This is a genomic window from Shimia haliotis (assembly GCF_900114415.1).
GTDB classification, from domain to species: Bacteria; Pseudomonadota; Alphaproteobacteria; order Rhodobacterales; family Rhodobacteraceae; genus Shimia; species Shimia haliotis.
On sequence record NZ_FOSZ01000001.1, the window covers coordinates 916,349 to 940,274 of the forward strand.

At 58.4% G+C, this 23,926-nt stretch carries 22 protein-coding genes; 14 read left to right on the plus strand and 8 right to left on the minus strand.

The window, feature by feature from the left end:
- Positions 1-96 precede the first annotated feature (96 nt).
- Positions 97-570, minus strand: coding sequence for a phosphoribosyl-AMP cyclohydrolase (locus BM069_RS04505; protein ID WP_093320752.1), 474 nt, complete (start codon positions 568-570; stop codon positions 97-99).
- A 147-nt stretch (positions 571-717) separates the two neighbouring features.
- Here BM069_RS04505 and BM069_RS04510 point away from each other — a divergent pair, with 147 nt between their 5' ends.
- Positions 718-1,578: an alpha/beta fold hydrolase gene (locus tag BM069_RS04510; RefSeq protein ID WP_093320755.1), complete on the plus strand. Its 861-nt coding sequence runs from the start codon at positions 718-720 to the stop codon at positions 1,576-1,578.
- 62 nt (positions 1,579-1,640) lie between these two features.
- A complete protein-coding gene (locus BM069_RS04515; RefSeq protein WP_093320756.1) occupies positions 1,641-2,066 on the plus strand; it encodes a cupin domain-containing protein in 426 nt (141 codons plus the stop codon).
- 53 nt (positions 2,067-2,119) lie between these two features.
- Here BM069_RS04515 and BM069_RS04520 read toward each other — a convergent pair whose 3' ends face one another.
- Both BM069_RS04520 and tyrS read right to left on the minus strand, forming a co-directional pair.
- Positions 2,120-2,875, minus strand: coding sequence for an SDR family NAD(P)-dependent oxidoreductase (locus BM069_RS04520; RefSeq protein WP_093320759.1), 756 nt, complete (start codon positions 2,873-2,875; stop codon positions 2,120-2,122).
- Between the two features lie 235 nt (positions 2,876-3,110).
- Complete coding sequence (tyrS, locus tag BM069_RS04525; protein ID WP_093320762.1) at positions 3,111-4,364, minus strand: tyrosine--tRNA ligase; 1,254 nt, start codon at positions 4,362-4,364, stop codon at positions 3,111-3,113.
- 63 nt (positions 4,365-4,427) lie between these two features.
- Here tyrS and BM069_RS04530 point away from each other — a divergent pair, with 63 nt between their 5' ends.
- Both BM069_RS04530 and BM069_RS04535 read left to right on the plus strand, forming a co-directional pair.
- Positions 4,428-5,537, plus strand: a complete 1,110-nt coding sequence (locus BM069_RS04530; RefSeq protein ID WP_093320764.1) for an anhydro-N-acetylmuramic acid kinase — start codon at positions 4,428-4,430, stop codon at positions 5,535-5,537.
- Positions 5,538-5,581: 44 nt separating this feature from the next.
- Positions 5,582-6,187 (plus strand): hypothetical protein, encoded by a 606-nt coding sequence (locus tag BM069_RS04535; RefSeq protein WP_093320767.1) that lies wholly within the window; start codon positions 5,582-5,584, stop codon positions 6,185-6,187.
- Between the two features lie 111 nt (positions 6,188-6,298).
- Here BM069_RS04535 and coaD read toward each other — a convergent pair whose 3' ends face one another.
- The 3 genes from coaD to BM069_RS04550 form a co-directional block, all read right to left on the minus strand.
- Positions 6,299-6,796, minus strand: coding sequence for a pantetheine-phosphate adenylyltransferase (gene coaD / locus BM069_RS04540; RefSeq protein WP_093320770.1), 498 nt, complete (start codon positions 6,794-6,796; stop codon positions 6,299-6,301).
- 118 nt (positions 6,797-6,914) lie between these two features.
- On the minus strand, positions 6,915-7,349 hold the full coding sequence (locus tag BM069_RS04545; RefSeq protein ID WP_093320773.1) for a CBS domain-containing protein: 435 nt from the start codon (positions 7,347-7,349) through the stop codon (positions 6,915-6,917).
- 65 nt (positions 7,350-7,414) lie between these two features.
- Positions 7,415-8,320 (minus strand): LysR family transcriptional regulator, encoded by a 906-nt coding sequence (locus BM069_RS04550; RefSeq protein WP_093320777.1) that lies wholly within the window; start codon positions 8,318-8,320, stop codon positions 7,415-7,417.
- A gap of 105 nt (positions 8,321-8,425) precedes the next feature.
- Here BM069_RS04550 and BM069_RS04555 point away from each other — a divergent pair, with 105 nt between their 5' ends.
- The 7 genes from BM069_RS04555 to BM069_RS04585 all read left to right on the plus strand — a co-directional run bounded on the left by BM069_RS04555 (position 8,426) and on the right by BM069_RS04585 (position 16,048).
- Entirely contained in the window at positions 8,426-9,925 is a 1,500-nt protein-coding gene (locus BM069_RS04555) for a CoA-acylating methylmalonate-semialdehyde dehydrogenase (RefSeq protein WP_093321351.1), read from the plus strand.
- 90 nt (positions 9,926-10,015) lie between these two features.
- Positions 10,016-10,444: a hypothetical protein gene (locus BM069_RS04560; protein ID WP_093320780.1), complete on the plus strand. Its 429-nt coding sequence runs from the start codon at positions 10,016-10,018 to the stop codon at positions 10,442-10,444.
- 153 nt (positions 10,445-10,597) lie between these two features.
- The gene (locus tag BM069_RS04565; protein WP_093320782.1) at positions 10,598-12,451 is read left to right on the plus strand and encodes a GGDEF domain-containing protein; all 1,854 of its coding nucleotides are present in this window, start codon (positions 10,598-10,600) and stop codon (positions 12,449-12,451) included.
- 146 nt (positions 12,452-12,597) lie between these two features.
- Positions 12,598-13,737, plus strand: a complete 1,140-nt coding sequence (locus tag BM069_RS04570) for an acyl-CoA dehydrogenase family protein (protein ID WP_093320785.1) — start codon at positions 12,598-12,600, stop codon at positions 13,735-13,737.
- A gap of 54 nt (positions 13,738-13,791) precedes the next feature.
- Positions 13,792-14,832, plus strand: a complete 1,041-nt coding sequence (locus tag BM069_RS04575; RefSeq protein ID WP_093321353.1) for an enoyl-CoA hydratase/isomerase family protein — start codon at positions 13,792-13,794, stop codon at positions 14,830-14,832.
- Positions 14,833-14,836: 4 nt separating this feature from the next.
- Complete coding sequence (gene mmsB, locus BM069_RS04580; protein WP_093320787.1) at positions 14,837-15,709, plus strand: 3-hydroxyisobutyrate dehydrogenase; 873 nt, start codon at positions 14,837-14,839, stop codon at positions 15,707-15,709.
- A 144-nt stretch (positions 15,710-15,853) separates the two neighbouring features.
- Positions 15,854-16,048: a YgaP family membrane protein gene (locus tag BM069_RS04585; RefSeq protein ID WP_093320790.1), complete on the plus strand. Its 195-nt coding sequence runs from the start codon at positions 15,854-15,856 to the stop codon at positions 16,046-16,048.
- Between the two features lie 3 nt (positions 16,049-16,051).
- Here BM069_RS04585 and BM069_RS04590 read toward each other — a convergent pair whose 3' ends face one another.
- Positions 16,052-16,822 (minus strand): helix-turn-helix transcriptional regulator, encoded by a 771-nt coding sequence (locus BM069_RS04590; protein ID WP_093320792.1) that lies wholly within the window; start codon positions 16,820-16,822, stop codon positions 16,052-16,054.
- Positions 16,823-16,941: 119 nt separating this feature from the next.
- On the opposite strand from BM069_RS04590, the gene BM069_RS04595 reads away from it, so the two are divergent.
- Together BM069_RS04595 and BM069_RS04600 are read left to right on the plus strand one after the other, a co-directional pair.
- Positions 16,942-17,373: a hypothetical protein gene (locus tag BM069_RS04595; RefSeq protein WP_093320794.1), complete on the plus strand. Its 432-nt coding sequence runs from the start codon at positions 16,942-16,944 to the stop codon at positions 17,371-17,373.
- A 170-nt stretch (positions 17,374-17,543) separates the two neighbouring features.
- Entirely contained in the window at positions 17,544-19,103 is a 1,560-nt protein-coding gene (locus tag BM069_RS04600) for a Hint domain-containing protein (RefSeq protein WP_093320796.1), read from the plus strand.
- A gap of 3 nt (positions 19,104-19,106) precedes the next feature.
- Here the strand turns inward: BM069_RS04600 and uvrA are convergent, their stop codons facing one another.
- Positions 19,107-21,965 (minus strand): excinuclease ABC subunit UvrA, encoded by a 2,859-nt coding sequence (gene uvrA / locus BM069_RS04605; RefSeq protein WP_093320799.1) that lies wholly within the window; start codon positions 21,963-21,965, stop codon positions 19,107-19,109.
- A 177-nt stretch (positions 21,966-22,142) separates the two neighbouring features.
- Here uvrA and BM069_RS04610 point away from each other — a divergent pair, with 177 nt between their 5' ends.
- Positions 22,143-23,840, plus strand: a complete 1,698-nt coding sequence (locus BM069_RS04610) for a vWA domain-containing protein (protein ID WP_093320802.1) — start codon at positions 22,143-22,145, stop codon at positions 23,838-23,840.
- The last annotated feature ends 86 nt before the right edge of the window (positions 23,841-23,926 follow it).

Consider the following 23,926-nt stretch of genomic DNA (forward strand, 5'->3'; position numbering starts at 1 on the left):
GATAAAAAATCAAGGATTTCTGTTTTGAGGCTGGCGGTCCAAAAGCAAAAAGCCCCGCATCTCTGCAGGGCTTTTCGTCTGAAAATCACATGTGGTTTAAGGCTGGTACGGCAGCGAACTGTGGTGCAACACAATCCTCAGCACGCCATCAGCGTCCTTCTTGTACCCAAAGCTCTTGTTCGCCTTGGTCACATTGCCATCCTTGTCGGTAAAGATGCCCCAGCCCTGCCACATCGCGACATCACCGCTGATAAAACTTGCGGCGCGCACCATCTCCACATCACGCCAGCCCATCAAGGCAAAGCCACCGTCGCGCGGATAGGCCTCGTCATGGGCCACAAAATAGCTCAGCGCGCCTTTTTTTTCGGTACGGAAGGTCTGATCACCGCTCGCCAAAGTCGGCTTGAACAAAACCGGCCCCATATCGTAGCCATAGGCCTCATCGATAACCTCTTCGGCCAAAGGACGCGCGGCCTCGATACCATCCGCGTCATAGGCCGTGGCAATCGCCACAAGACCATTGCCCCAAATCTCAAGCGCCTGACTGATTTCTGCTTCGGTGATTGTCACGGGCCTTCCCTCTCCTCAGTGCCAATTTCAAGCGTATTTGGCCGATCACAAGCTCAGTTTCAAGACCTAAGGCCGCGCCAAAGGTCGCGCCTGCCATCCCGCAACGTCACGCTTGCACCACATACCATCCCCCCGCAGCTTGCGCTCATGACATTGCACTGGCTCCAAACCCCACTCGCCACCGGCACCATGCCCTCTTTGAACAGCGCGCCTGATGGTCCCAAAGTGGTCTTTCATCACGCAACAGCACTTGGGCCGCGCTGCTATATACCATTTTTGACGCAACTTGCTCCCGGATTTGATCTGGCGGCACCCGCCATGCGTCCTCTTTGGCCTGACGCACCGATGCCCGATCCAAAACGCGGCTGGGATCTCCTTGCGGACGACCTCATCGCATGGATCGAAGCCACGCAGTCTGAGCCAATTCTTATGGTTGGCCATTCCATCGGTGCCGCCACAACCGCTATGGCCGCCGTCAAACGCCCTGATCTCTTCAAAGGCCTTGTGCTGATAGAACCCTCAGGTGTCACCGGCCGCATCCACTTGATGCTGCGCTTTGTGCCCTACAAAATGCGCCAAACACGTGGACCGGCCGCCGAAGTGCTGCGCGGTCCAACCAACTGGCCAACCCTGGAGGCCGCCTATCGCGATTACCGTGCCTCCCGCGCCTATCGCCGCTTTGACGACGCCACCCTGCGCGGCCTGATCCAAGCGCTGACTGTTGCTGACGGCACCGGTGTGAAACTGGAATACCCCCGCATCTGGGAGGCACATCTGTACGCGCACCCGCCACACATCCTACCGACCTTGAAAAAGATCTCCGTGCCGACGCAGATCATTGTCGGCAAACCCAGCCTCTTTATGGATCCTGCCATCGCGCAGGCTCTGCAAAAAGCTCGCCCCGACTTGCCGTTTACGCACCTGCCCGACTATGGCCACCTCCTGCCCCTCGAGGCCCCTGCCGAAGTCGCCGCTGCCACAAGAACTGCCCTCACAGCTTTGCTTTAACGCTTGCCCCTCAGGATCATTCCTGCACCATACGGCCAAACACTTGCTCGCAGGACAGCTCAATGACCGCAGATCAGATCATCGCCCACCTCAACCTCGCCCCGCATCCCGAAGGTGGACACTATCGCCAGACATGGATCGCACCTGCCAATGGCGCAGACCGGCCCGCCGGCACCGCAATCTATTTCCTGCTTAAGGGTGGAGAGGCAAGCCACTGGCACCGCGTTGACGCCGCCGAAATCTGGCACCACTACGCGGGCGCGCCGCTGATCCTGTCGCTCTCTGAAACCGATCAAGGCCCGGCCACAGACTCGGTGCTGGGCCCCGATCTGGCTGCGGGCCAGTTGCCGCAACTGATTGTGCCCGAAGGCCACTGGCAAGCCGCCCGCAGCACGGGCGACTGGACTTTGGTTGGCTGCACGGTGTCGCCTGCGTTCCGCTTCGAAGGATTTGAACTGGCCGCGCCGGAGTTCGACATCCCGCGCTGAACGCACAAATACAGCGTTTACGGATGCTCGGCGAGCCCGCGCATCCGGTCAGATCACTGCATCCGCAGCGCGCCGTCGATGCGGATCACCTCACCATTGAGATACCCGTTCTCAACGATAAAGCCCGCCAGACGCGCATATTCCGAAGGATCACCAAGGCGTTTCGGACAGGTCACGTCAGAGGCCAGTTGGTCCTGAACCTCTTGCGGCAGGCCTTGCAGCATCGGCGTCAGGAAAATGCCAGGTGCTATGGCCATTACGCGAATACCCGCGCGCGCCAGATCCCGCGCCATCGGCAAAGACAGGCCCACAATGCCGCCTTTGGAGGCCGCATAAGCCGCCTGCCCGCGCTGGCCATCCATCGCAGCAATCGAGGCGGTGTTGATGATCACGCCCCGCGCGCCGTCGGCTTCGGCGTCGTTTTCCGCAATAACCTCAGCCGCCAGTCGGGCAACGTTGAAAGAGCCAACCAGGTTGATGTCGATGGTCTTTTGAAAGGTGTGCAGCGGGTGCGCGCCGTTTTTGCCGATGGTGGTCGCCGCAGGCGCAATGCCTGCGCAGTTCACAGCGGCGGTGATGGTGCCCATGGCAGCCTTGGCCGCCGCAATCGCTTCGGCAACGCTGGCTTCGTCGGTCACATCCGTCTTGTGAAACGTGCCGCCCAACTCGGCCGCGACCTGCATGCCGCGCTCCTCATTGAGGTCAAAAAGCGCAACCTTGGCGCCGTTTCCGGCAAAATGGCGGGCGGTGGCCTCGCCAAGTCCCGAGGCGCCCCCGGTGATCACGGCGCAGGTTTGATCAAGTTTCATGGGCGGGCTCCTCCGGTATATGAACGTGCGTTCAAATAACCCGAGAGCACCCTGCCTGTCCAGTGCCAGATCAGGGGCCAGCCCCTCTGCGCCTGCGGCGCATTCACCCCGAGGTATTTCCGGCAATAGGAAAAGCAAAAAGGCCCGCCAAAAAGGCGAGCCCTTGCGATATGGCGTTGCGCAGGCGCCATGCCTGCCGGGTTTTCCGGCCCCTCCGCGAGGGCGGCAAACCCGCTTATCCGTCCAGTTGCACCAGCGCGTGACGCTTTTTTCCCGCAGAAAGTTTGATCGGCGTGGCCAAAGCGGCGGCGTCGATCATCAGGCCAGCATTGGTCAGCGGTGCGTCATCCAGCTTGGCACCATTTTCCTTGATCAGGCGCTTGGCGTCTTTGCCGGATTTGGCGAGGCCGGTTTTCACGATCAGCTGCACGATGGAGACACCGTCGCCTAGTTCTTCGGCGGTCAGAGTCACGGTGGGCAAGTCGTCGCCCACGCCGCCTTTTTCAAAGACCTCGCGTGCGGTGGCTTCGGCGGCGGCTGCCGCTTCGGCACCGTGGCAGAGGGTTGTGACTTCATTGGCCAGAATGATCTTGGCGGCGTTGATCTCGCTGCCTTCCAGCGCACCGAGGCGATCGCATTCGGCAATCGGCAGCTCGGTGTAGAGCTTGAGGAAGCGGCCCACGTCGGCATCGGTGGTGTTGCGCCAGAACTGCCAGAATTCATAGGTGCTGCGCATTTCGGCGTTGAGCCAGACCGCGCCATCCGCGGTTTTGCCCATCTTCTTGCCATCCGAGGTGGTCAACAGATGAGAGGTCAAACCAAAGACCTGACCGTCATCCACACGGCGGGTCAGGTCGATGCCGTTGACGATGTTGCCCCATTGATCCGAGCCACCGAATTGCACCATGCAGCCATAGCGGCGGTTCAGCTCGAGGAAGTCGTAGGCCTGCAGGATCATGTAGTTGAATTCGAGAAAGCTCAGAGATTGTTCGCGATCAATGCGGGACTTCACGCTTTCAAAGCTGAGCATGCGATTGACCGAGAAGTGCCGCCCGATGTCACGCAGGAATTCGAGGTAATTCAGTTCATCCAGCCATTCGGCGTTGTTGAGCATCAGCGCGCCCGTGTCGCCCTCATCATAGCTGAGGTATTTGGCAAACACCTGCTTGATGCCGGCAATATTGGCATCAATCTGCTCGTTGGTCAGCAGCGGGCGTTCATCGGCGCGGAAAGACGGATCACCCACCTTGGTGGTGCCGCCGCCCATCAGGGTGATCGGTTTGTGTCCGGTCTTTTGCAGCCAACGCAGCATCATGATCTGGATGAGCGAGCCCACATGCAAAGACTTGGCCGTTGCATCAAAACCGATATAGCCGGGAACCACACCATTCAGCAGCGCCTGATCTAGCGCCTCGTAATCTGTGCAATCGGCGACAAAGCCGCGCTCAAGCATCACGGTCAGAAATTCCGATTTGGGCTGGTAGGTCATGGTGTCGATCCCGTATTGTCTGCGAAACCGTGTATAGGCGCGGATGAGCAGAAGGAAAAGGCCATGATGCAGGCCAATAACCGCCACCGGATCATACGCGCCTTGGGCGCCATGTCGGGAACCTCTCTGGACGGCGTGGATGCGGCCATGGTCGAGACCGACGGTCTCACGATCCATCGTTTCGGTGAAAGCACCTATCGCGCCTATTCGCAGCAAGAACAGAAGGTTCTTGAGGCCGCACTGGGCCATTGGTCGGGTCCGGAGGCCGAGGCCGCCGCCGAAGTGATCGAGTCGGCCCACACCGAGGTGCTGGGCAGTTTTCAAGGCGCGGAATTGATTGGGTTTCACGGCCAGACATTGGCGCATGAGCCGCGCGGTCGGGGCACCTGTCAAGTCGGCGACGGTCAGACGCTGGCCGAAAGCCTTGCAGTGCCGGTGGTTTGGGATTTCCGAACCGCGGACGTTGAACTGGGCGGCGAAGGCGCGCCCTTGGCGCCTTTCTTCCATTTTGCCTGCGCCAAATGGTTTCACGCAAAAGACCCCGTTGCCTTTCTCAACCTCGGGGGCGTGGGCAATCTGACGTGGGTCGACCCCAGCAAATCCGCGCCCGAGGACGATGGCGCGTTGCTGGCCTTTGATACCGGCCCCGCCAACGCGCCAATCAACGATCTGTTGCGGGCACGACGCGGGCTGAACTTTGACGAGGGCGGCAAGGTCGCTGCTGCGGGCACCGTTGCAACGGGCGCTCTGGAACTCTTTTTGCAAGAGGCCTACTTCTCCCGAATGCCACCCAAATCTCTGGACCGGAACGATTTTCCTGAAATGATGGATCTGGTACGCGAACTCAGCGACGAAGATGCCGCCGCCACAATGACCGCCATGTGCGCAGCGTCGGTGGCACAGGGCATGGCCCACTGCCCCACCCCGCCAAGCCGCGTTCTGGTCACAGGCGGCGGACGCCACAATCCCGTCCTGATGGAAATGCTGCGGGTCTCGCTCGACTGCCCTGTTGTGGCGGTCGAAGATGTGGGACTGGACGGTGACATGCTGGAGGCACAGGCCTTTGCTTACCTTGCGGTGCGGGTGGCCCGTGGCTTGCCCACAAGCTGCCCTGCCACAACCGGCGTCATGGCTCTGGTCGGCGGCGGCACTGTCAGCGAACCGACCGGCTGACGGGGGCCAAATCCGTGCTAGGCTTTCACCCAAAGGAGAGCCACATGCCCCGCCAGAACCGTGTTCAGCCCACCGGAGAGATCATCGCCATCCCGACCCGAGGCGCCTTTCTTGGCAACCGTGGCGTCCTGCACGACGAGACCGCGCATCACCACGGCCATCTGACCCACAGACGCTGGCGACACAAGGCCTGGGTGTGTTGCGTGCTTGCGTTCAAAAACCGGCGGCGCCGACTGATGGCCCCAAACCGCTACACAGAACTGTTCTTTTTTGACGAAGCCGTCGCGTTGGCAGCTGGCCACCGCCCCTGTTGCGAATGCCGTCGCGCCGACTACACCGCCTATCTCGCCGCCGCAGGACATCGCGGGCGTGTGACGGAATTCGATACCCGGCTGCATGCAGCACGCGCAATCCCGCGCACCTTTGGCCAGCGCCGACACGAGGCCGACTGCGCCGATTTGCCTGACGGGACATTTGTTCTCACAGAGCAGGGTCCCGCCCTGATCTGGCAAGACGCGATGCATCCGTTTTTGCCCTCCGGATACGCTGATCCAGTGACAAAACCGGCGGGCCGTGTGTGTGTTCTGACGCCCAACCCGACCCTCACGGCGCTGCGCGAAGGGTATCGGCCCGCTGTTGTACTCGGTTGACGCCGCCGCACGCGGACACCGATGCAATACCGACATGATACCGACGCGATACAGCCAACAAAAAAGGCGGCCCGAAAGCCGCCGATTTGATTTGTCCTTCGCCCTGTCGCCCTAGGTCTTGCCCAACCGCTCCAGCAAGGCCGCGTTAACTGTCGGGGTCACAAACTGCGACACATCCCCGTCCAGCCGTGCGATTTCTTTGACCAGCTTAGAGGCGATGGCCTGATGTTTCAGGTCCGCCATCAGAAAAACGGTCTCGATGGAACTGTCCAAGGCACGGTTCATTCCAACCATCTGATATTCATACTCAAAATCCGTCACAGCCCGCAATCCGCGCACGATGATCTGCGCGCCCACTTCTTTGGCACAATCAATCAGCAGATTTTCAAACGGATGTGCGACAATTTCGGTGCCAGTCTCTTCCGACAGTTTGGCACATTCACCTTCGATCATAGCCACGCGCTCTTCCAGCGTGAACAGAGGCCCCTTGTCACGGTTGATCGCAACACCAATCACAAGCCGATCCACCAACACAGACGCTCTGCGGATGATATCAACATGCCCGAGCGTGATCGGGTCAAACGTGCCGGGGTAAAGTGCCGTGCGCATGGGTGCCTCCCTTTGGTCCTGCGCGCACGCAACATTATTGCGCGCCCGATTGCAAGCACCTCAATGCCGCATGGGTATTTCTGCGGGGATCGCGACGCAACGGCATCTTGGCCTGCGTCTAGTGCCCCATAATCATGCCCTGAAGCGCGTCTTTCTCCATCGCCAGTTCACTCAGCCGCGCCTTTACCGTGTCGCCCAGCGAAATCAGCCCCACAAGTTTGCCGTCTTCCAGCACCGGCATGTGGCGAAAGCGCCCTTCTGTCATCTTTTCAAGAACGGTGACCGCATCATCGTTGGGGGCGCAGGTCACAACATTGGCGGTCATGTATTCATCAATCGAATGGGCAAGGCACCCTGCCCCGCGCTGACCAAGCTCACGCACAATATCGCGTTCCGACAAAATCCCGTCCGGTGTCTCGCCATTGGCCGAGACTATCACCGTCCCGATCCGCTTTTCCGCCAGCAACTGGGCCGCCTCAGACACCAGTGTCCCGGGTTTGACAGTGAAGACGCCTTCTGACCCCTTGGACTTCAAAATCTGGTGTACGAGCATGGGCTTACCTCCGGTCCTATTTTAAAATTCCTTAAGGTAAGCGTCGCTCTAAAGCGCACGATTTGTCAAGTTTGCGCTTCCAATCGCGCAACTTCCTTGCGCAACCCATCACAAAGCGCCTCAGAAAACCGGTTCATCCTCTCCAGCCGCCGATCATCCGCATGCCGTATCAAATAAAAACTGCGGGTAAGGGACACACTCTCAGGTAGCACTTTGACCATGCCTTTTGCCGAAGGGATGGCAAAATCGTGCACGATGCCAATGCCAGCGCCGCGCCTGACCCAGTTAAACTGAACGCTGGCCGAATTTGACGCCAACCTGACTTTTTCGACGCCGGTTTCATTCAGATAGTCCAACTCTTTGTCAAAAATCATGTCGGGGATATAGCCGATCACCATATGATCGCGCAGATCGTCAATGGATGTGATCTCTGGGTGTTGACGCAAATACCACCGTGCCGCCGCAAGATGCAGTTTGTAGTCCGCAATTTTCTGCACGGTCAGCTTGCCCGCCGTCGGCGCGCTCACCGCGACGACCAAATCCGCTTCGCGCCGCGACAAACTCACAACGCGCGGCAAGGCCACGATCTGAATTTCGAGATCCGGGTTGTCTTCGGCAATTTGGGCACAGACCTGCGGCAACAGATAATTCGCTGCACCGTCAGGCGCACCAATACGAATTTGCCCTGACAATCCAGTGGTTTGCCCAATCATATCCTCAGCGGCTTCCTCAAGGGACTGCTCCACCCGCAACGCATGGGCCATCAATCTCTGCCCCGCATCAGTAAGCGCGTAGCCTGTGGGAGACTTTACAAACAAAGGTGTCTCGAATGCCTTTTCCAACCGAGAAACCCGTCGCCCGACGGTTGCCGGATCGACATTTAGCCGCCGCCCTGCTGCCGACAGGCTTTCTTCTCGCGCCACCGCCAGAAACACCCTCAAATCGTCCCATTGCGCCGATTGAACTGCCATATCCACACCTCCTACTGCATTTTTGCAAAGCTGTTTTGAATACTTGTCGCTTTTCAAGGGATTTTTGCAAGCCTATTCTCTGCGGCAAATGGAATGGAGGATGCCATGCAAGAGTTGACTCACTATATCAACGGCGAACACGTCAAAGGCACGTCTGGCCGCTTTGCCGACGTTTACAACCCGGCCACGGGCGAGGTTCAGGCCAAAGTGCCGCTCGCGAACAAAGCCGAAATGGACGCCGCAGTTGCCGCGGCAGCCAGCGCACAACCCGCTTGGGGCGCTGTAAACCCACAGCGCCGTGCACGCGTTCTGATGAAATTCGTTGACCTTCTGAACCGCGACATGGACAAGCTGGCAGAGGCCCTGAGCCGTGAACACGGCAAAACCTTCCCTGACGCCAAAGGCGACATTCAGCGTGGTCTGGAAGTGGCGGAATACTGCATCGCTGCCCCGCAGATGCTCAAAGGTGAATACACCGACGCCGCCGGCCCCGGCATCGACATCTACTCCATGCGCCAGCCGCTTGGTGTGACCGCGGGCATCACGCCCTTCAACTTCCCGGCCATGATCCCGATGTGGATGTTTGCCCCCGCGATCGCCTGCGGCAACGCCTTCATCCTGAAGCCGTCCGAGCGTGACCCTTCCGTGCCTCTGATGCTCGCAGAACTGCTCGAAGAGGCAGGCCTGCCCAAAGGCATCATTCAGGTGGTGAACGGCGACAAAGAAGCCGTGGACGCTATCCTGTATGACGACACCATCCAGTCGGTTGGCTTTGTTGGCTCCACCCCGATCGCCGAATACATCTACGGCACCGGCTGTGCCCAGGGTAAGCGCGTTCAGTGCTTTGGCGGTGCAAAAAACCACATGATCATCATGCCCGACGCCGATCTTGATCAAGCCGCAGACGCCCTTGTTGGTGCGGGCTACGGCGCGGCAGGCGAACGCTGCATGGCGATCTCCGTTGCGGTTCCTGTTGGCGAGGAAACCGCCGACAAACTGCGCGACAAACTGATCCCGCGCATCGAAAAGCTCAAAATCGCGCCATACACCGCAGGCGACGACGTGGACTACGGCCCCGTTGTGACCTCTGCCGCCAAGGACAACATCCTGCGTCTGGTACAAACCGGTGTCGACCAAGGCGCTGACCTCGTGGTCGATGGCCGCGACTTCAGCCTGCAAGGCTATGAAGATGGTTTCTTTGTTGGGCCACACCTCTTTGACCGCGTGACCAAAGACATGGACATCTATAAGACCGAAATCTTCGGTCCGGTCCTGTCGATGGTCCGCGCGGAAAACTACGAAGAAGCACTGGGTCTGGCGATGGATCACGAGTACGGCAACGGCACCGCGATCTTCACCCGTGATGGCGACACCGCACGTGATTTCGCCAACCGCATCAACATCGGCATGGTCGGCGTGAACGTTCCGATCCCCGTGCCGCTGGCGTATCACACCTTTGGTGGCTGGAAGAAATCCGCCTTTGGTGACCTGAACCAGCACGGTCCGGACGCGTTCAAATTCTACACACGCACCAAAACCGTGACCTCACGTTGGCCTTCGGGCATCAAAGAAGGCGGTGAGTTCCACTTCAAACAGATGGACTAACACTTTGGGATAATTGATCCCCCTAAACATCTGTGATTTTACTGAAGAGGCGGTTTTTCCGCCTCTTTTTCTATGACTTCAGGATCTCACATGCCCGCAACCATGCGCATTCTCCCTCAACACGGCCTCGTTTTTGTGCGCTACGTCGGGGTTGCCACGTTACAGGACACCATGCGCGTCTTTTCTGAATATCTGTCACATGCAGATTTCCAACCGGGACAAAAACATCTCGTAGATATGTCGGAAGTGACAGAATGGGACGGGTCTTATGTCGATCTCATGTCCACTCAGGCCCACAAGGCCGAAGCCTTTGTCAATCAGCGCAGCCAAACGCTGATTGCTTACTATGTGCCCACCGAAGTCGGGCGCACGATCGGACAGCTTGTGGTGAATTCGTGGGAACCGTTTCCCTCAGTTGTGCCGATTCTCGTGGATACTGAGGAAACCGCGCTCTCCACCTTGGGCGTGGATTGCACCAGTTTTGCGCAACTGCTCGCAGCCGCACCGCCGAACCATTAATGAAAACAGGCCAACTTTCCGCGAATTTCCGCCAAATCTCTGACAACTCGGCAAAAATCCCCTTTTTCAATGCCCATCAAAAATTGGGCTTAAGGTGCTCTTAACCATTTGACGGACATAACGGGTCCCTGAAGTTAATACAGGTACTCCCCAATGTCGCAGGCCATGCGCAGCGTCTTGATCCGGCTATGTATTTGCATAGCGGCGGTGCTCGGCACCGCCGTTGCCACATTGGCGCAGGACGCCGCGCCTGAATTCGACCTACGTGATGTTGATTTTGCGACCATCGGCGATGTCGGGCTCAAAGGGGATTGGGGCTTTGTCTTTGGTGAACTTCTCTCACCGGCCGAAGCTCATGCCGCCTTCCGCGCTGGCACACTCGCACCCGTCGAAACGCCCTCAAATTGGACGGACCACCTGCCCGCGTCAACGGACAACCCGTACCATCATGGTTATGCCAGCTATGTGGTGCGTCTGCGTTTACCCGAGGCTCCCGAAAACCCACTGGTGTTGCACGTCGACCGCATTGCCGACGCCTATGAAATCTACTGGGTGCCCTTCAACGCCCCGGAAACCGCGTGGCGCCTTGCGGCCGAGGGCAGTATGACGGGGCCGCTGGTGGCGGGGAAAACCCACCGCACCCATTCACTGGCGCAGGCGCAGGACGGGCTGCTTCTGATCAATGTGCGCGCGGGCCACACCAGCCGCAACGGCATGATTCATACAATCACGGTCTATGATGGGCGCCACCTGCAATCGACCGTCATGATCGAACGCTTGTTCGAAGGCGCGATGATCGGGTTTATCATTCTCGTCGGCGCGCTCAATTTCTGCCTTTTCGCGTTTCACCGCAAGGATTTCGCCACCTTCGTTCTGACGCTGGCCGGGGTCGCTATCCTGATCCGCTTTGTAACGGTCGGAGACAACATCGAAACGCTTTTTGGCGCCCAATGGCACGTGTTGAGGATCCGGCTCGAACACGCGAACACCGCATTCCTTTTCTGGACCGCGTTACTTTTGAACCAAACGCTGCTGTGGAAACGGGTTCGAAACAACCGCCTTATTGGCGGGCACGCGGTGCTCACAGCGTTGTATGTTGTTTTTTGCGTCACCGCGCCTTTGGAATACGTCACTGCCTCTGAACACACTTTGGAAGCGATCGGCTTCACAACCTTATGCATCATTTTGGGCGGTTGCCTGACCGCGGCCCTAAACAAAGTGCAATACGCCGCCTTTGTCGGCCTTAGCTGGTTCGCCATGGGATCCGCCGCCATCTATGACGCGCTGGTCAGCGACACGACGGGGTATGACAGCAATGTGGTCGACAGAATGTTTGTGCTCGGGCTCATGGCCTATTCGGTCCAGGTCGGACGTCGGGTGATTAGCTCGATCAACCGCGCCGCGTTCCTTGAAGAAGAACGCATTTTGTTGAAACAGCTGCACCAAGACGCAGTGAACAACGCACGCCATGACCATCTAACCGGCCTTCTGAACCGTCAGGCCTTTGACGACGAACTCGCCCACGCTTGGCTTCAAAAGGAAAAAGAGAACTCCCACCTGTCGTTGATTTTGTTCGACATCGACCACTTCAAAGGCATCAATGATGCCTACGGCCATCCTATCGGCGACAAAGTGCTTCAATCGGTGTCTCAATTGCTCAGGGACACCCGTCTGCGCAATTCCGACCGGATTTGCCGATACGGAGGCGAAGAATTCGCAATCATTCTCCCGAACACCCGCGGTAAGGACGCGCAGAAAATTGCAGAACGGTTGCGCAAAACCATCGCAGGCCACGCCACCGCCTGTGCACCCGACTTGACGGTGATGATCACCTGCTCCTTTGGTCTTGCCACCGCGACATCAAAAGGCCCGGAAGAAGCCGTGCAATTGGTAGAACAAGCCGACCTCGCGCTTTATGACGCAAAGGGTTCCGGCCGGAACAAGGTGAAGCGTTATGGCATGCCTCATGGTGATGCCCCGTTGGAACCTGCTGCAAAAACCGCCTGACGATTGACTCAATTGTTAAGTTTGCTTTGCAATTTTGCAGCATCATTTTGCGTATTTTGCCGCGACCGACACCTTTGCAACACTTGCGTAAGAATGCTAATTTAACATGCGTTCAATTCACGCGGAGTTGCTAGGGAGAGCGGACGATGGATTTTGCACTGAGTGAAGAGCAGACCCTGATCTTTGACATGGCCAAAGGGTTCGGCGAGGAGCACATCGCGCCATTTGCCCAAAAATGGGAGGCCGACGGCTCCATTCCCAAAGAACTCTGGCCGCAAATCGCGGAACTCGGCCTTGGTGGCATCTATGTCTCCGAAGAATACGGTGGTTCCGGCCTGTCGCGTCTTGATGCCACGCTGGTCTTTGAAGCGCTGGCCATGTCCTGCCCCTCCGTCGGCTCCTTCCTGTCGATCCACAATATGTGCGGCGGCATGATCGACAAATTCGGTTCGGAAGAAACCAAACAGAAATGGCTGCCCGACCTTTGCTCCATGTCCAAGGTCTTCTCCTACTGCCTGACCGAGCCCGGCTCCGGCTCTGACGCCTCCGCCCTGAAAACCCGCGCCGAGCGCACCAATGACGGCTATAGCCTCAACGGAACCAAGGCCTTCATTTCCGGCGGCTCCTACTCTGACGCTTACGTCTGCATGGTCCGCACCGGAGAAGACGGACCAAAGGGCATCTCAACTATGGTGGTCGAAGACGGCGCTGAGGGCCTGTCCTTTGGCGCGCTCGAAAAGAAGATGGGCTGGCTGTCGCAGCCGACGTCACAGGTGCAATTTGACGACTGCAAAGTGCCATCCGAGAACCTGATCGGCGAAGAAGGCAAAGGTTTCTCCTACGCTATGGCGGGTCTTGATGGCGGCCGCCTGAACATCTCTGCCGGTGCCCTTGGAGGCGCACAAAAAGCGCTGGATATGACGGTTCAATACATGGCCGAGCGCAAGGCCTTCGGCAAATCCATCAACCAATTTCAGGCGCTGCAATTCCGCCTCGCGGAGTATGAAACCAAACTGCAAGCCGCCCGCACTTTCCTGCGTCAGGCCGCGTGGAAACTGGACAACGGCGAACACGACGCCACAAAATTCTGCGCCATGGCCAAACTGATGGTCACAGACGTCAGCTTTGAGGTCGCCAACGGCTGCTTGCAGCTGCACGGCGGCTATGGCTACCTTGCCGATTATGGCATCGAGAAAATCGTGCGGGACCTGCGTGTGCACCAGATCCTTGAGGGCACCAACGAAATCATGCGCCTGATCGTCTCCCGCCAGATGATCGCCGCCTAAATGCGACCGGGCCGCTCTTTGGGAGCGGCCTTTTTCAAAGACGGAGCGCCGCGCGTGTCTGACATCAACATCCGCAAGTCCGGTCAGGTTGGCCGAATAACGTTCACCCGCCCCAAGGCGCTCAATGCCATGTCCTACGACATGTGCATCGCAATCGAGGACGCACTTGATGCGTGGTGGAATGACACTTCGGTCAAAATGGTGGTGATCGACGCCGAAGGCGACAAAGCCTTCTGTGCAGGCGGAGACATTGCCGAGCTTTATGACACCGGCACCAAAGGTGACTTTGCCTACGGTCAAAAATTTTGGGCCGACGAATATCGTATGAACGCCAAAATGTTTGAATTCCCAAAACCGGTGGCCAGCTTCATGCAGGGCTTTACCATGGGCGGCGGCGTAGGCGTTGGCTGTCACGCCTCCCACCGCATCGTTGGTGAAAGCAGCCAAATCGCCATGCCCGAATGCGGCATCGGCCTCGTGCCGGATGTAGGCGGCTCTTTGATCCTTGCCCGCGCACCGGGCCGTCTGGGCGAATACCTCGGCCTCACCGCCGCGCGCCTGAACGCAGCGGACGCGATCTACGCCGGTTTTGCCGACTACTTTGTGCCACAAGACAAATGGCCTGCCCTCATAGCCATACTCGAAGAGACCGGCGAGTGGGAAAACATCGACGTGGCGGCCACAAAACCGGACCAAGGCCCGCTGGCCGGCCAACAGGCCGACATCGACGCGACCTTCGCGGGCGAAACCCTGAACGACGTGCTCAACGCGCTGAAATACGCGGGCACCGACTTTGCCGCCGATGCGCTCAAGAAACTCGGCCGCAATTCTCCGATCGCCATGGGCGCTGCGCTGGAGATCATCCACCGCGTTCGCAGCCTTGACGACATTCGCCACGCGCTGGATCAGGAATACCGCTTCACCTTCCGCGCCATGGAACACGGCGATTTCCTCGAAGGCATCCGCGCACAAATCATCGACAAAGACCGCAATCCACAGTGGAAATACACTTTGGAGGACATCCCCGCTGGCATCATAACCAAGATGGTGTTGCCGCTGGGGGCGGATGCGCTGACATTTGAAAAGGGAGAGTGAGACCATGAAGATCGGCTTTATCGGACTGGGCAACATGGGTGGCCCGATGGCTGCCAATCTGGCGAAAGCGGGCCACGAGGTCGTGGGCTTTGACATGGCAGATGTGGCCATTGATGGTGTCACATTGGCCGACTGCGGCGCCGCCGCTGCCACTGGTGCCGACGTGGTCATTACCATGCTGCCCAACGGCGCGATCCTGCGCGCTGTGGCGGACGAAATCATCCCCGCCATGACCGCGGGCGCGGCCTTCGTGGATTGCTCCACCGTGGATGTGGACAGCGCCCGTGCCGTGGCCGACAAAGCCACAGCAGCAGGCCTTCTGCCCGTGGATGCGCCCGTGTCCGGTGGCATCGGCGGTGCGGCAGGCGGCACGCTGACCTTTATGGCGGGCGGCTCTGTTGACGCCTTTGCCAAGGCCGATCCGCTTTTTGACATCATGGGCCAAAAAGCCGTGCATTGTGGTGACTCAGGCGCTGGCCAAGCCGCCAAAATCTGCAACAACATGATCCTCGGCGTGACCATGATCGCCACCTGCGAGGCCTTCTCTCTGGCTGACAAACTGGGTCTGGATCGCCAGAAAATGTTCGACGTTGTGTCGACCTCCTCGGGCTACAGCTGGACCATGAACGCCTACTGCCCCGCCCCGGGTGTTGGCCCGCAAAGCCCCTCGGACAACGACTACAAACCTGGCTTTGCCTCGGAACTGATGCTCAAAGACCTGCGTCTTTCCCAGCAAGCCGCCGAAAGCGCCGATGCCGACACCCCCATGGGCCAAGCCGCCACAGCGCTCTATGAGCAGTTCGTGGAGAGCGAAGATGGCCTAGGCACCGATTTCTCCGCCATGCTGCCGCGCTTTGAGAAGCGCTCGCGCGGGTAGAACTAAGTGGCCAGCGTCTCTCCGGCGCTGGCCACTGATCTTCGGCAAATGTCAGAGCTTCTTGATTGCTCCGAACTTGCGCCAGATCAAGTCACATTCTGATTTTTGCATGTATATTTCCCTCATTCATTCAGGAGGGAAACCATGTTCACCAAAAACGTCGGCAGCATCGACAAAATCCTACGCATCGTCATCGGCGCGGCACTCATTCTCGGCGCACTCATGGGCTACGGCCTGTGGATGTGGATCGGAGTGATCCCGCTGGCCACGTCCTTGCTCGGCACCTGCCCGCTCTACACCATTCTGGGCATCCGCACCTGCCCGCTCAACGGCAAATAACCTCTACCCCGCGCCCATCGCTTCAAGCGCGGCGCGGGTGTCTTCATCCGCCGGAAACATCAACTCGATGCGCAATTCCGACAGGGCGATGTCCTCGGCGGAGCCAAACTGGCTGATCGTTGAAAACAAACTCAGCCGCATATCCCCAAGGACATAGACCGCAGGGATCACCGCGGGCCGGATTCCGTCCACTGACAGCGATGCCGCACCAACGATTTTCTCAAACCTCCCAATCGCGGCTTCCAGCACCGGATCGTGCCCAAAATGCGCCGCTTCAACCCGAAGCCGCGCCAGCATGTGCTGCGCCACCTCGTCATAATTCTCAAGCGCGGCCCGCACCAACGGGCTATCGGTCATCATGTCGAGCAGGCTATCGCCCTCTGCCATACCAAACGCCGCCAAAAGCCCCGCCATCGACTGGTTCGCCTTCACCAGCCGCCAATGCCGGTCAATCGCCATTGCCGGATAGGGATCATGCCGTTCTAAGGTCCAATCTACAGCCGCACGCATCGGTGCCATGTCGGCCTCAGACAAATCCCGTTCCGCATAGGCCGGGCTCAACCCCGCCGCGGTCAACATCCTGTTTCGCTGCGCGATAGGCACGTCCAACTCGTCACACAGACGCAAAACCATGCCGCGACTGGGCCGTGACCGCCCCGTTTCCAGAAACGAAATGTGGCGTGAACTGACCCCTGCTGAGAGGCCCAGATCCAACTGGCTCACCCGCCGTGCCTGCCGCCATTCTTTCAACGTTGCCCCGAAATCCAAACCCATTGGCTATCCTCCTGCCCAACCCTATCGCGCCACGCACGGCAAAGCACTTACCTCCAAGGTAATTGTTTTACTGCATTTCCCTGCGCCATCTTCCGAGCATCACGCAAAAGGAGACACCTATGCCCCATTCATCCGCCACATCAGCCCTCAAATTCGCCAGCCTCTTTTGTGCCTTCATCGGTCTTTTGATGTTTGCCAGCCTTTTGGGCGGTCAAAACCTTATGGCCATGTTCCTCGACATCATCCACTTGCCTTTTGATGGCGGACAAAGCTTTTCCTCCGACAGCGAACTGGTGCTTGGCGCCATCAGCGGCGGCCTTTTGTTCGGCTATGGTGTTATGGCGCATCAGGTCACAACCCATGTCTATTCCAGCAATCCCGCACTTGGCGGCCAAATCATAATGCGGGGTATTTGTGGCTGGTTCGTCGTCGACAGCGCAGGCTCGATCCTTGCCGGCGCGTGGTTCAATGTGGTGCTAAACAGCGGATTCTTGGCGCTTTTCTTGGTTCCCTTGCTGGCCGCACGGATCGCAAAACCGGCTCACCCGTAACCCTTTAAGCATCGCGGTTGCGGCTCGCCTTGCCACCCGCTGCCGCAATCTTTGGTTAATCTTACCTTACCCCTGCCCCGAAGGTGCCACCATTCAGGATCACTGGTTGTCCTCAATGAGGAAACAAAGGTTTCCCGCGCAACGAGCAGTCAGGATTTGGGGCAGGCGCCATGCCAACGGCAACAGAGTTAAACATCGACACCTCCGCCACGGCCACAGAAATGGCCGAGGAAATTTTTGGAGACCCGACGCGGATCGTGAACGCGTCCTACAACGGCGACAACCAATCTTCTGGCATCTACACCGGAGCGGACACAACCTCCGCCGGTGTGGCGCCCGCGGACAGCGGAGTGATCCTTTCAACCGGCCATGTCGACGATTTCACCAACAACAGCGGCACCACAAACACAAACACCAGCGGCTCCACCAGCACCAATACCTCAGGCCAAAACAACAACGCCCTTTTTAATGGCGTTGCAGAGACAAATACCTTCGACGCCTCCTTCATGACCATCGATTTCAATGGCAGCGCCGGCGAGATGCTGACAATCGACTTTGTTTTGTCATCCGAGGAATATCCGGAATTCCTGTCCTACAACGATGCCATCGGCGTGTGGGTCAACGGGGTCGAGGCTCAGATCTCCGTCGGCGACGGCACGGCCACGATCGGCAACATCAACGATGCCAACGAAAACATATACATCGACAACTCCGGTGATCAGTACAACACCGAGATGGACGGCTTCACCATCACGTTGACCTTTGTTGCGCCCCTCCAGAACGGCTTGAATGAGTTGATCATTGGCATCGCCGATGCGCAGGACAGCAGCTACGATTCCAACTTGTTGATCGCCGGCGGTTCGGTACAGACCGCGATTGTCGCGCAGGATGATGACGTGTCGATCAAATTCGGCGACACCAAAACCATCAACGTTCTGGGCAATGACAACTCCACCGCTGGCCCAACGCTGACGATCACGCACATCAACGGCGTCGCCGTCACCCCGGGGGACAGCGTGACTTTGGCGACCGGACAAGTCATCACTTTAAATGCCGACGGAACCCTGACAATCACCGCCGACACAGACGCGGAAACCGTGTATTTCAACTACACAATCGAGGATTCCTCGGGAGAAACCGACACCGCGCTTGTCGAAATAGAACAACATCCCCCCTGCTTTACCCAAGGTACGCAGATACGCACCTCAGAGGGCGACATATCCGTTGAAAACCTCAGGCGCGGCATGCTGCTGGAAACGCTCGACAATGGCCTGCAACCAATCGAGTGGATTGGACGCTCCCGCATGGCTCCGCGCCCTGAATCGTTCCCGATCCGGATCACCGCTGGGGTTCTGGACAATGAAACCGATCTCGTGGTCTCGCCTCAGCACCGTGTTCTGCTGACCGGCGCACGCGCAGAGCTTCTTTTTGGCTGTGATGAAGTTCTGGTCAAAGCCAAACATCTGGTCAACGGTCGCGACGTTGTGCGCTGTCCGACCGAGGACATGATCACCTATTTCCACATTCTGCTGCCGCGTCACGAGTTGATCTATTCCGACGGCCAATGGAGCGAAAGCTTCATGCCAGGCCCGCTGACGCAGCACAGCTTTGACCCGTTTGCCAACCGCACTTTGCGGCTGACCATTGAACGCCGCGGTATCGACACGCGCGACATCTCCGCCCGTCCCAGCCTACGCAGCTACGAAGCGGCTGCGCTGCTGGCGGCCTAAGCTCTACTCGGCGGCAACCTTGTTGGCGCTGAGCATCCCCTTGAGATAGTGGCCGGTGTGGCTGCGCTCTTCCTTCGCCACATCTTCCGGCGTGCCAATCGCCACCACTTCGCCACCGCCATCCCCCCCTTCAGGGCCGATGTCGATGATATGGTCAGCCGTTTTCACAACGTCCAGGTTGTGTTCGATCACCACAACCGTGTTGCCCTGATCGACCAACTCGTGCAGCACTTCAAGAAGCTTGCGTACATCCTCGAAATGCAGGCCCGTGGTCGGCTCATCTAGGATATAGAGCGTCCGCCCCGTGCTGCGTTTCGCCAACTCTTTGGACAGCTTCACCCGCTGCGCTTCGCCACCTGAAAGCGTCGTCGCCTGTTGGCCGACCTTGATGTAGCCAAGCCCCACACGCATCAACGCATCCATCTTGTCTCGGATGGACGGAACCGCCTTAAAAAACTCCTGAGCCTCTTCGACTGTCATATCAAGAACGTCAGCTATGCTCTTGCCTTTAAATCGAATTTCCAAAGTCTCACGGTTGTAACGCGCGCCTTTGCAGGTCTCACATTCCACGTAGACATCCGGCAAAAAGTGCATCTCGATCTTGATCACACCGTCACCCTGACACGCCTCACAACGCCCGCCTTTGACGTTGAACGAGAACCGCCCGGGCTTGTACCCACGCGCCTTGGATTCGGGCAGTCCGGCAAACCAATCACGGATCGGCGTGAAGGCCCCCGTATAGGTCGCAGGGTTGGACCGTGGCGTCCGGCCAATGGGCCGCTGATCAATGTCGATCACCTTGTCCAGATGTTCCAGACCCTTGATGGTTTCACAGGGCGCTGGTGTCTGCCGCGCACCGTTCAAACGCATCGACGCCGTTTTGAACAAGGTCTCAATCGTCAGCGTCGATTTACCCCCGCCTGATACGCCGGTAACGCAGACAAATTTGCCCAACGGGAACTTCGCACTCACATTCTTGAGGTTGTTGCCCGTGGCCTTCACCACCTCGACAAACTTGCCATTGCCTTCACGCCGCTCGGCCGGCACCGCAATTTCACGCGCGCCTGACAGGTATTGCCCCGTCAACGACGCCGGATCGGCGGCAATTTCCTCGGGCTTGCCCTGTGACACGATCTGCCCGCCATGGACACCGGCTCCGGGACCAATGTCAAAGACGTAATCCGCCTCGCGCACAGCTTCTTCGTCGTGCTCGACCACGATCACCGTATTGCCTTGATCCCGCAGGTTTTTCAGCGTCGTCAGTAGGCGCCCGTTGTCGCGCTGATGCAGGCCAATTGACGGTTCATCCAGCACATACAAAACGCCGGTCAGACCCGAACCAATCTGGCTCGCCAACCTGATCCGCTGGCTTTCCCCACCCGAAAGTGTGCCGCTGTTCCGGCTCAGGGTCAGATACTCAAGCCCAACGTTGTTCAAGAATCCCAACCGTTCGCGGATTTCTTTCACAATCGCCCGCGCGATCTCCTGTTTCTGCGGCGTCAGGTGGTTAGGCACATCTTCAATCCACGCCAGCGCCTCGCGGATGGATTTCTGCACCACCTGCCCCACATGCACCCCGGCGATCTTTACCGCCAGCGCTTCTGGACGCAGGCGATACCCTTCGCACGTCCCACAAGGGCGATTGTTCTGATAGCGCTCGAATTCTTCACGGATCCAATTGCTGTCGGTCTCGCGATAGCGCCGCTCCATGTTGGGGATCACACCCTCAAACACGCGAGTCACCTGATAAACCCGCCCACCTTCGTCATAGCGGAACTCGATCTCTTCGTCACCCGAGCCATACAGGAACACCTGCTGCACCTTCTTGGGCAGCTTTTTCCACGGTGTGTTCCGATCAAACTGATAGTGTTTCGCAATTGCTTCAATGGTTTGCAGGAAGTAAGGCGACTTGCCCTTCCGCCACGGCGCCAGTGCCCCGTCATAGACTTTCAGCGTCACATCGGGCACCACAAGCCGCTCGTCAAAGAACAACTCAACCCCCAGACCGTCACAATCCGGACAGGCTCCAAAGGGTGCGTTGAACGAAAACATCCGCGGCTCGATCTCGGGAATGGTAAACCCGCTCACCGGACAGGCGAAATTCTCAGAGAATGTGATGCGCTCCGGATCGCCGTCTTTCGGCGCGGTCTCCAGCACCGAAATCCCGTCCGCCAGATCCAGCGCTGTGCGCAGGCTGTCGGCAAGCCGCGTCTCCACGCCTTCGCGCACCACGATCCGATCGACAACCACATCAATGTCATGGCGGAACTTTTTGTCCAGCGTCGGCGGCTCGTCCAATTCATAGAACGCACCATCCACTTTCACCCGCTGAAAACCCTGCTTGCGCAACTCCAGAAATTCTTTGCGGTATTCGCCTTTCCGGTCGCGCACGATCGGGGCCAGCAAAAACGCACGCGTGCCTTCTTCCATCTCCATGATCCGATCGACCATGTCCTGCACCTGCTGCGCCTCAATCGGCAGCCCGGTGGCCGGCGAATAAGGCGTGCCAGCGCGCGCAAAAAGCAGGCGCATATAGTCATAAATCTCGGTCACGGTCCCGACGGTCGAGCGTGGATTTTTCGATGTCGTCTTTTGCTCAATCGAAATTGCTGGGGACAGCCCACTGATGTGATCCACATCAGGTTTTTCCATCATATCAAGGAATTGACGCGCATAGGCCGACAGACTCTCGACATAACGCCGCTGCCCTTCAGCATAAATCGTGTCAAACGCGAGGCTTGATTTACCCGAGCCCGACAGACCGGTGATCACCACCAACTCGTCGCGCGGGATGTCCACGTCAATCGACTTCAGGTTATGCTCGCGCGCGCCGCGCACTTCGATGTTCTTCAGCTCGGCCATTCAACCCCCCAACGGATACAGCACAACACATAGGCGAGAGCGCCCATCCTGCCAACCAGATATTGCGAACATAGAGAGAACATTTTAAATCGCCAAGCCCTGTTTTTTAGGCCGCACTTGCCGGCTTTCAAAATTTCCGCATAGTCTCTTGCCATTACGACCAGAAGGACTTTTTAGATGATCTTTTTCAAACCCGCTGCGGCGGCCCTTTGTTTGTTGCCCGCCGCTCTTTTCGCCCAGGATCGCACCTCTGCCATTCTCGTGATGGACGGCTCCGGCTCTATGTGGGGGCAGATTGACGGCACCGCAAAAATCACCATCGCACAAGAGGTCATCGGCGGCCTGATGACCACGCTGCCCGACACTATGGACCTCGGACTCACGGTCTATGGCCACCGTCGCAAAGGCGACTGCAGCGACATTGAAACCGTTGTAATGCCCGGCGCGGGCACGCGCGGCGCTATCGCAACAGCGGTCAACAGCATCAAACCCAAGGGCAAAACCCCGATGGCGGACGCCGTGGTGGCGGCGGCCAACGCCATGCGCCACACAGAAAACGCCGCCACAGTGATCCTTGTCTCTGATGGCATCGAAACCTGTGTTCCGGACGTCTGCGCCGTGGCCCGCACGCTTGAGGAAACCGGCGTTGATTTCACCGCCCATGTGGTGGGCTTTGACGTGACCGATCCCAAAGCCTTGGCCCAGTTTCAGTGCATGGCAGACGCGACAGGCGGCAAATATCTGTCAGCGTCCAATGCCAATGAACTGGGCGCGGCGCTGACCGAAGTCGCCGTGGCCAAACCAACGCCGCCGCCCGAACCCAAACCCCAGAAAACCCGAGTTTTTGTTGTAATCGGCGATCAGGAAAGCCGCCCGGTTTATGACATGGCTCTGCGGGTTACGGACGCGTCCGGTGGTGTCATTGCGACCTCTGAGCATCACGATTTCGCGCTTGACCTGCTGCCGGGCAGCTACACGGCTTTGGCCACACGCCTCAAGGACGAGGCCACCACTGAAACGGCATTCACCGTGACCGAAGGAAAGCCCGCCGAAGCCAAGCTGAAACTGCCGGAATTTCAAGCCGCCGCCACCCTCCTCGCCCCAGCCACGGCCGAGGCCGGAGCCACAGTTGAGGTCACGTGGACAGGCCCCGACGAAATGAACGACTACCTCGACACCGCACTGAGCAGCGCAGGCAGCGACAGCTATCAAACCTATGAATACACGGCAAAAGGCAACCCCGTGCCTCTGCGCATGCCCACAGAGCCCGGCGACTATCTGATCCGCTACGTGCTCTCCGATGGCCTCAAGGTGCTGGCCTCCACTTCCATCACAGTTACCGAACGCAGCTTTGGCCTCAACGCGCCCGATACTGCGCCAGTTGGTGCCACAATCGACGTGACTTGGTCCGCCAGCGGCTATGACGAAGACTATGTCACCCTAGCCGAAGTTGGCAGCGAAGGCGGGTCTTATCTGACCTACGAATACGTCACCAAAGGCAACCCAACCCCTTTGCGCCTGACGCTTGAACCGGGCACCTACGAGCTGCGCTATATCAACGGGCAAGACGCCTCTATTGGTCTAAGCAAACCCATCACGCTCACCGACATTGTTGTGACGCTTGACGCCCCCGACACCGTTGACGCCTCTGAAATGGTAAGCGTCACCCACACCGGCCCCGCCTACGACGGCGACTATGTGACCTTGGTAGAACCCGGCGCCGATGCCATGGCCTATCTCGGCTATGCTTACACGGCGGATGGAAACCCGCTTCAGGTGCCTGCACCGGAAACCCCCGGCACATACGAGCTGCGCTATATCTCGATCTGGGGTGACGCCCGCATTCTGGCCAGCAAAACAGTCGTGGTGGAGTAAGTTCCCTTCAAGTCGCCGGAAGGAAAAATCAAAAGACTCCACCATCGGAACAAAACATCTCCGGCTGTATGCCGGAGGTGTTGCCC

Bases quoted from the DNA above. Each gene is read 5' to 3' on its own strand.
- BM069_RS04595 (WP_093320794.1), top strand. From the start codon at position 16,942: ATGCCCCATTCATCCGCCACATCAGCCCTCAAATTCGCCAGCCTCTTT.
- uvrA (WP_093320799.1), bottom strand. From the start codon at position 21,965: ATGGCCGAGCTGAAGAACATCGAAGTGCGCGGCGCGCGCGAGCATAAC.
- BM069_RS04560 (WP_093320780.1), top strand. From the start codon at position 10,016: ATGCCCGCAACCATGCGCATTCTCCCTCAACACGGCCTCGTTTTTGTG.
- BM069_RS04570 (WP_093320785.1), top strand. From the start codon at position 12,598: ATGGATTTTGCACTGAGTGAAGAGCAGACCCTGATCTTTGACATGGCC.
- BM069_RS04515 (WP_093320756.1), top strand. From the start codon at position 1,641: ATGACCGCAGATCAGATCATCGCCCACCTCAACCTCGCCCCGCATCCC.
- BM069_RS04590 (WP_093320792.1), bottom strand. From the start codon at position 16,822: ATGGGTTTGGATTTCGGGGCAACGTTGAAAGAATGGCGGCAGGCACGG.
- BM069_RS04510 (WP_093320755.1), top strand. From the start codon at position 718: ATGACATTGCACTGGCTCCAAACCCCACTCGCCACCGGCACCATGCCC.
- tyrS (WP_093320762.1), bottom strand. From the start codon at position 4,364: ATGACCTACCAGCCCAAATCGGAATTTCTGACCGTGATGCTTGAGCGC.
- BM069_RS04565 (WP_093320782.1), top strand. From the start codon at position 10,598: ATGTCGCAGGCCATGCGCAGCGTCTTGATCCGGCTATGTATTTGCATA.
- BM069_RS04545 (WP_093320773.1), bottom strand. From the start codon at position 7,349: ATGCTCGTACACCAGATTTTGAAGTCCAAGGGGTCAGAAGGCGTCTTC.
- mmsB (WP_093320787.1), top strand. From the start codon at position 14,837: ATGAAGATCGGCTTTATCGGACTGGGCAACATGGGTGGCCCGATGGCT.
- coaD (WP_093320770.1), bottom strand. From the start codon at position 6,796: ATGCGCACGGCACTTTACCCCGGCACGTTTGACCCGATCACGCTCGGG.
- BM069_RS04585 (WP_093320790.1), top strand. From the start codon at position 15,854: ATGTTCACCAAAAACGTCGGCAGCATCGACAAAATCCTACGCATCGTC.
- BM069_RS04535 (WP_093320767.1), top strand. From the start codon at position 5,582: ATGCCCCGCCAGAACCGTGTTCAGCCCACCGGAGAGATCATCGCCATC.
- BM069_RS04610 (WP_093320802.1), top strand. From the start codon at position 22,143: ATGATCTTTTTCAAACCCGCTGCGGCGGCCCTTTGTTTGTTGCCCGCC.
- BM069_RS04520 (WP_093320759.1), bottom strand. From the start codon at position 2,875: ATGAAACTTGATCAAACCTGCGCCGTGATCACCGGGGGCGCCTCGGGA.
- BM069_RS04555 (WP_093321351.1), top strand. From the start codon at position 8,426: ATGCAAGAGTTGACTCACTATATCAACGGCGAACACGTCAAAGGCACG.
- BM069_RS04600 (WP_093320796.1), top strand. From the start codon at position 17,544: ATGCCAACGGCAACAGAGTTAAACATCGACACCTCCGCCACGGCCACA.
- BM069_RS04550 (WP_093320777.1), bottom strand. From the start codon at position 8,320: ATGGCAGTTCAATCGGCGCAATGGGACGATTTGAGGGTGTTTCTGGCG.
- BM069_RS04530 (WP_093320764.1), top strand. From the start codon at position 4,428: ATGATGCAGGCCAATAACCGCCACCGGATCATACGCGCCTTGGGCGCC.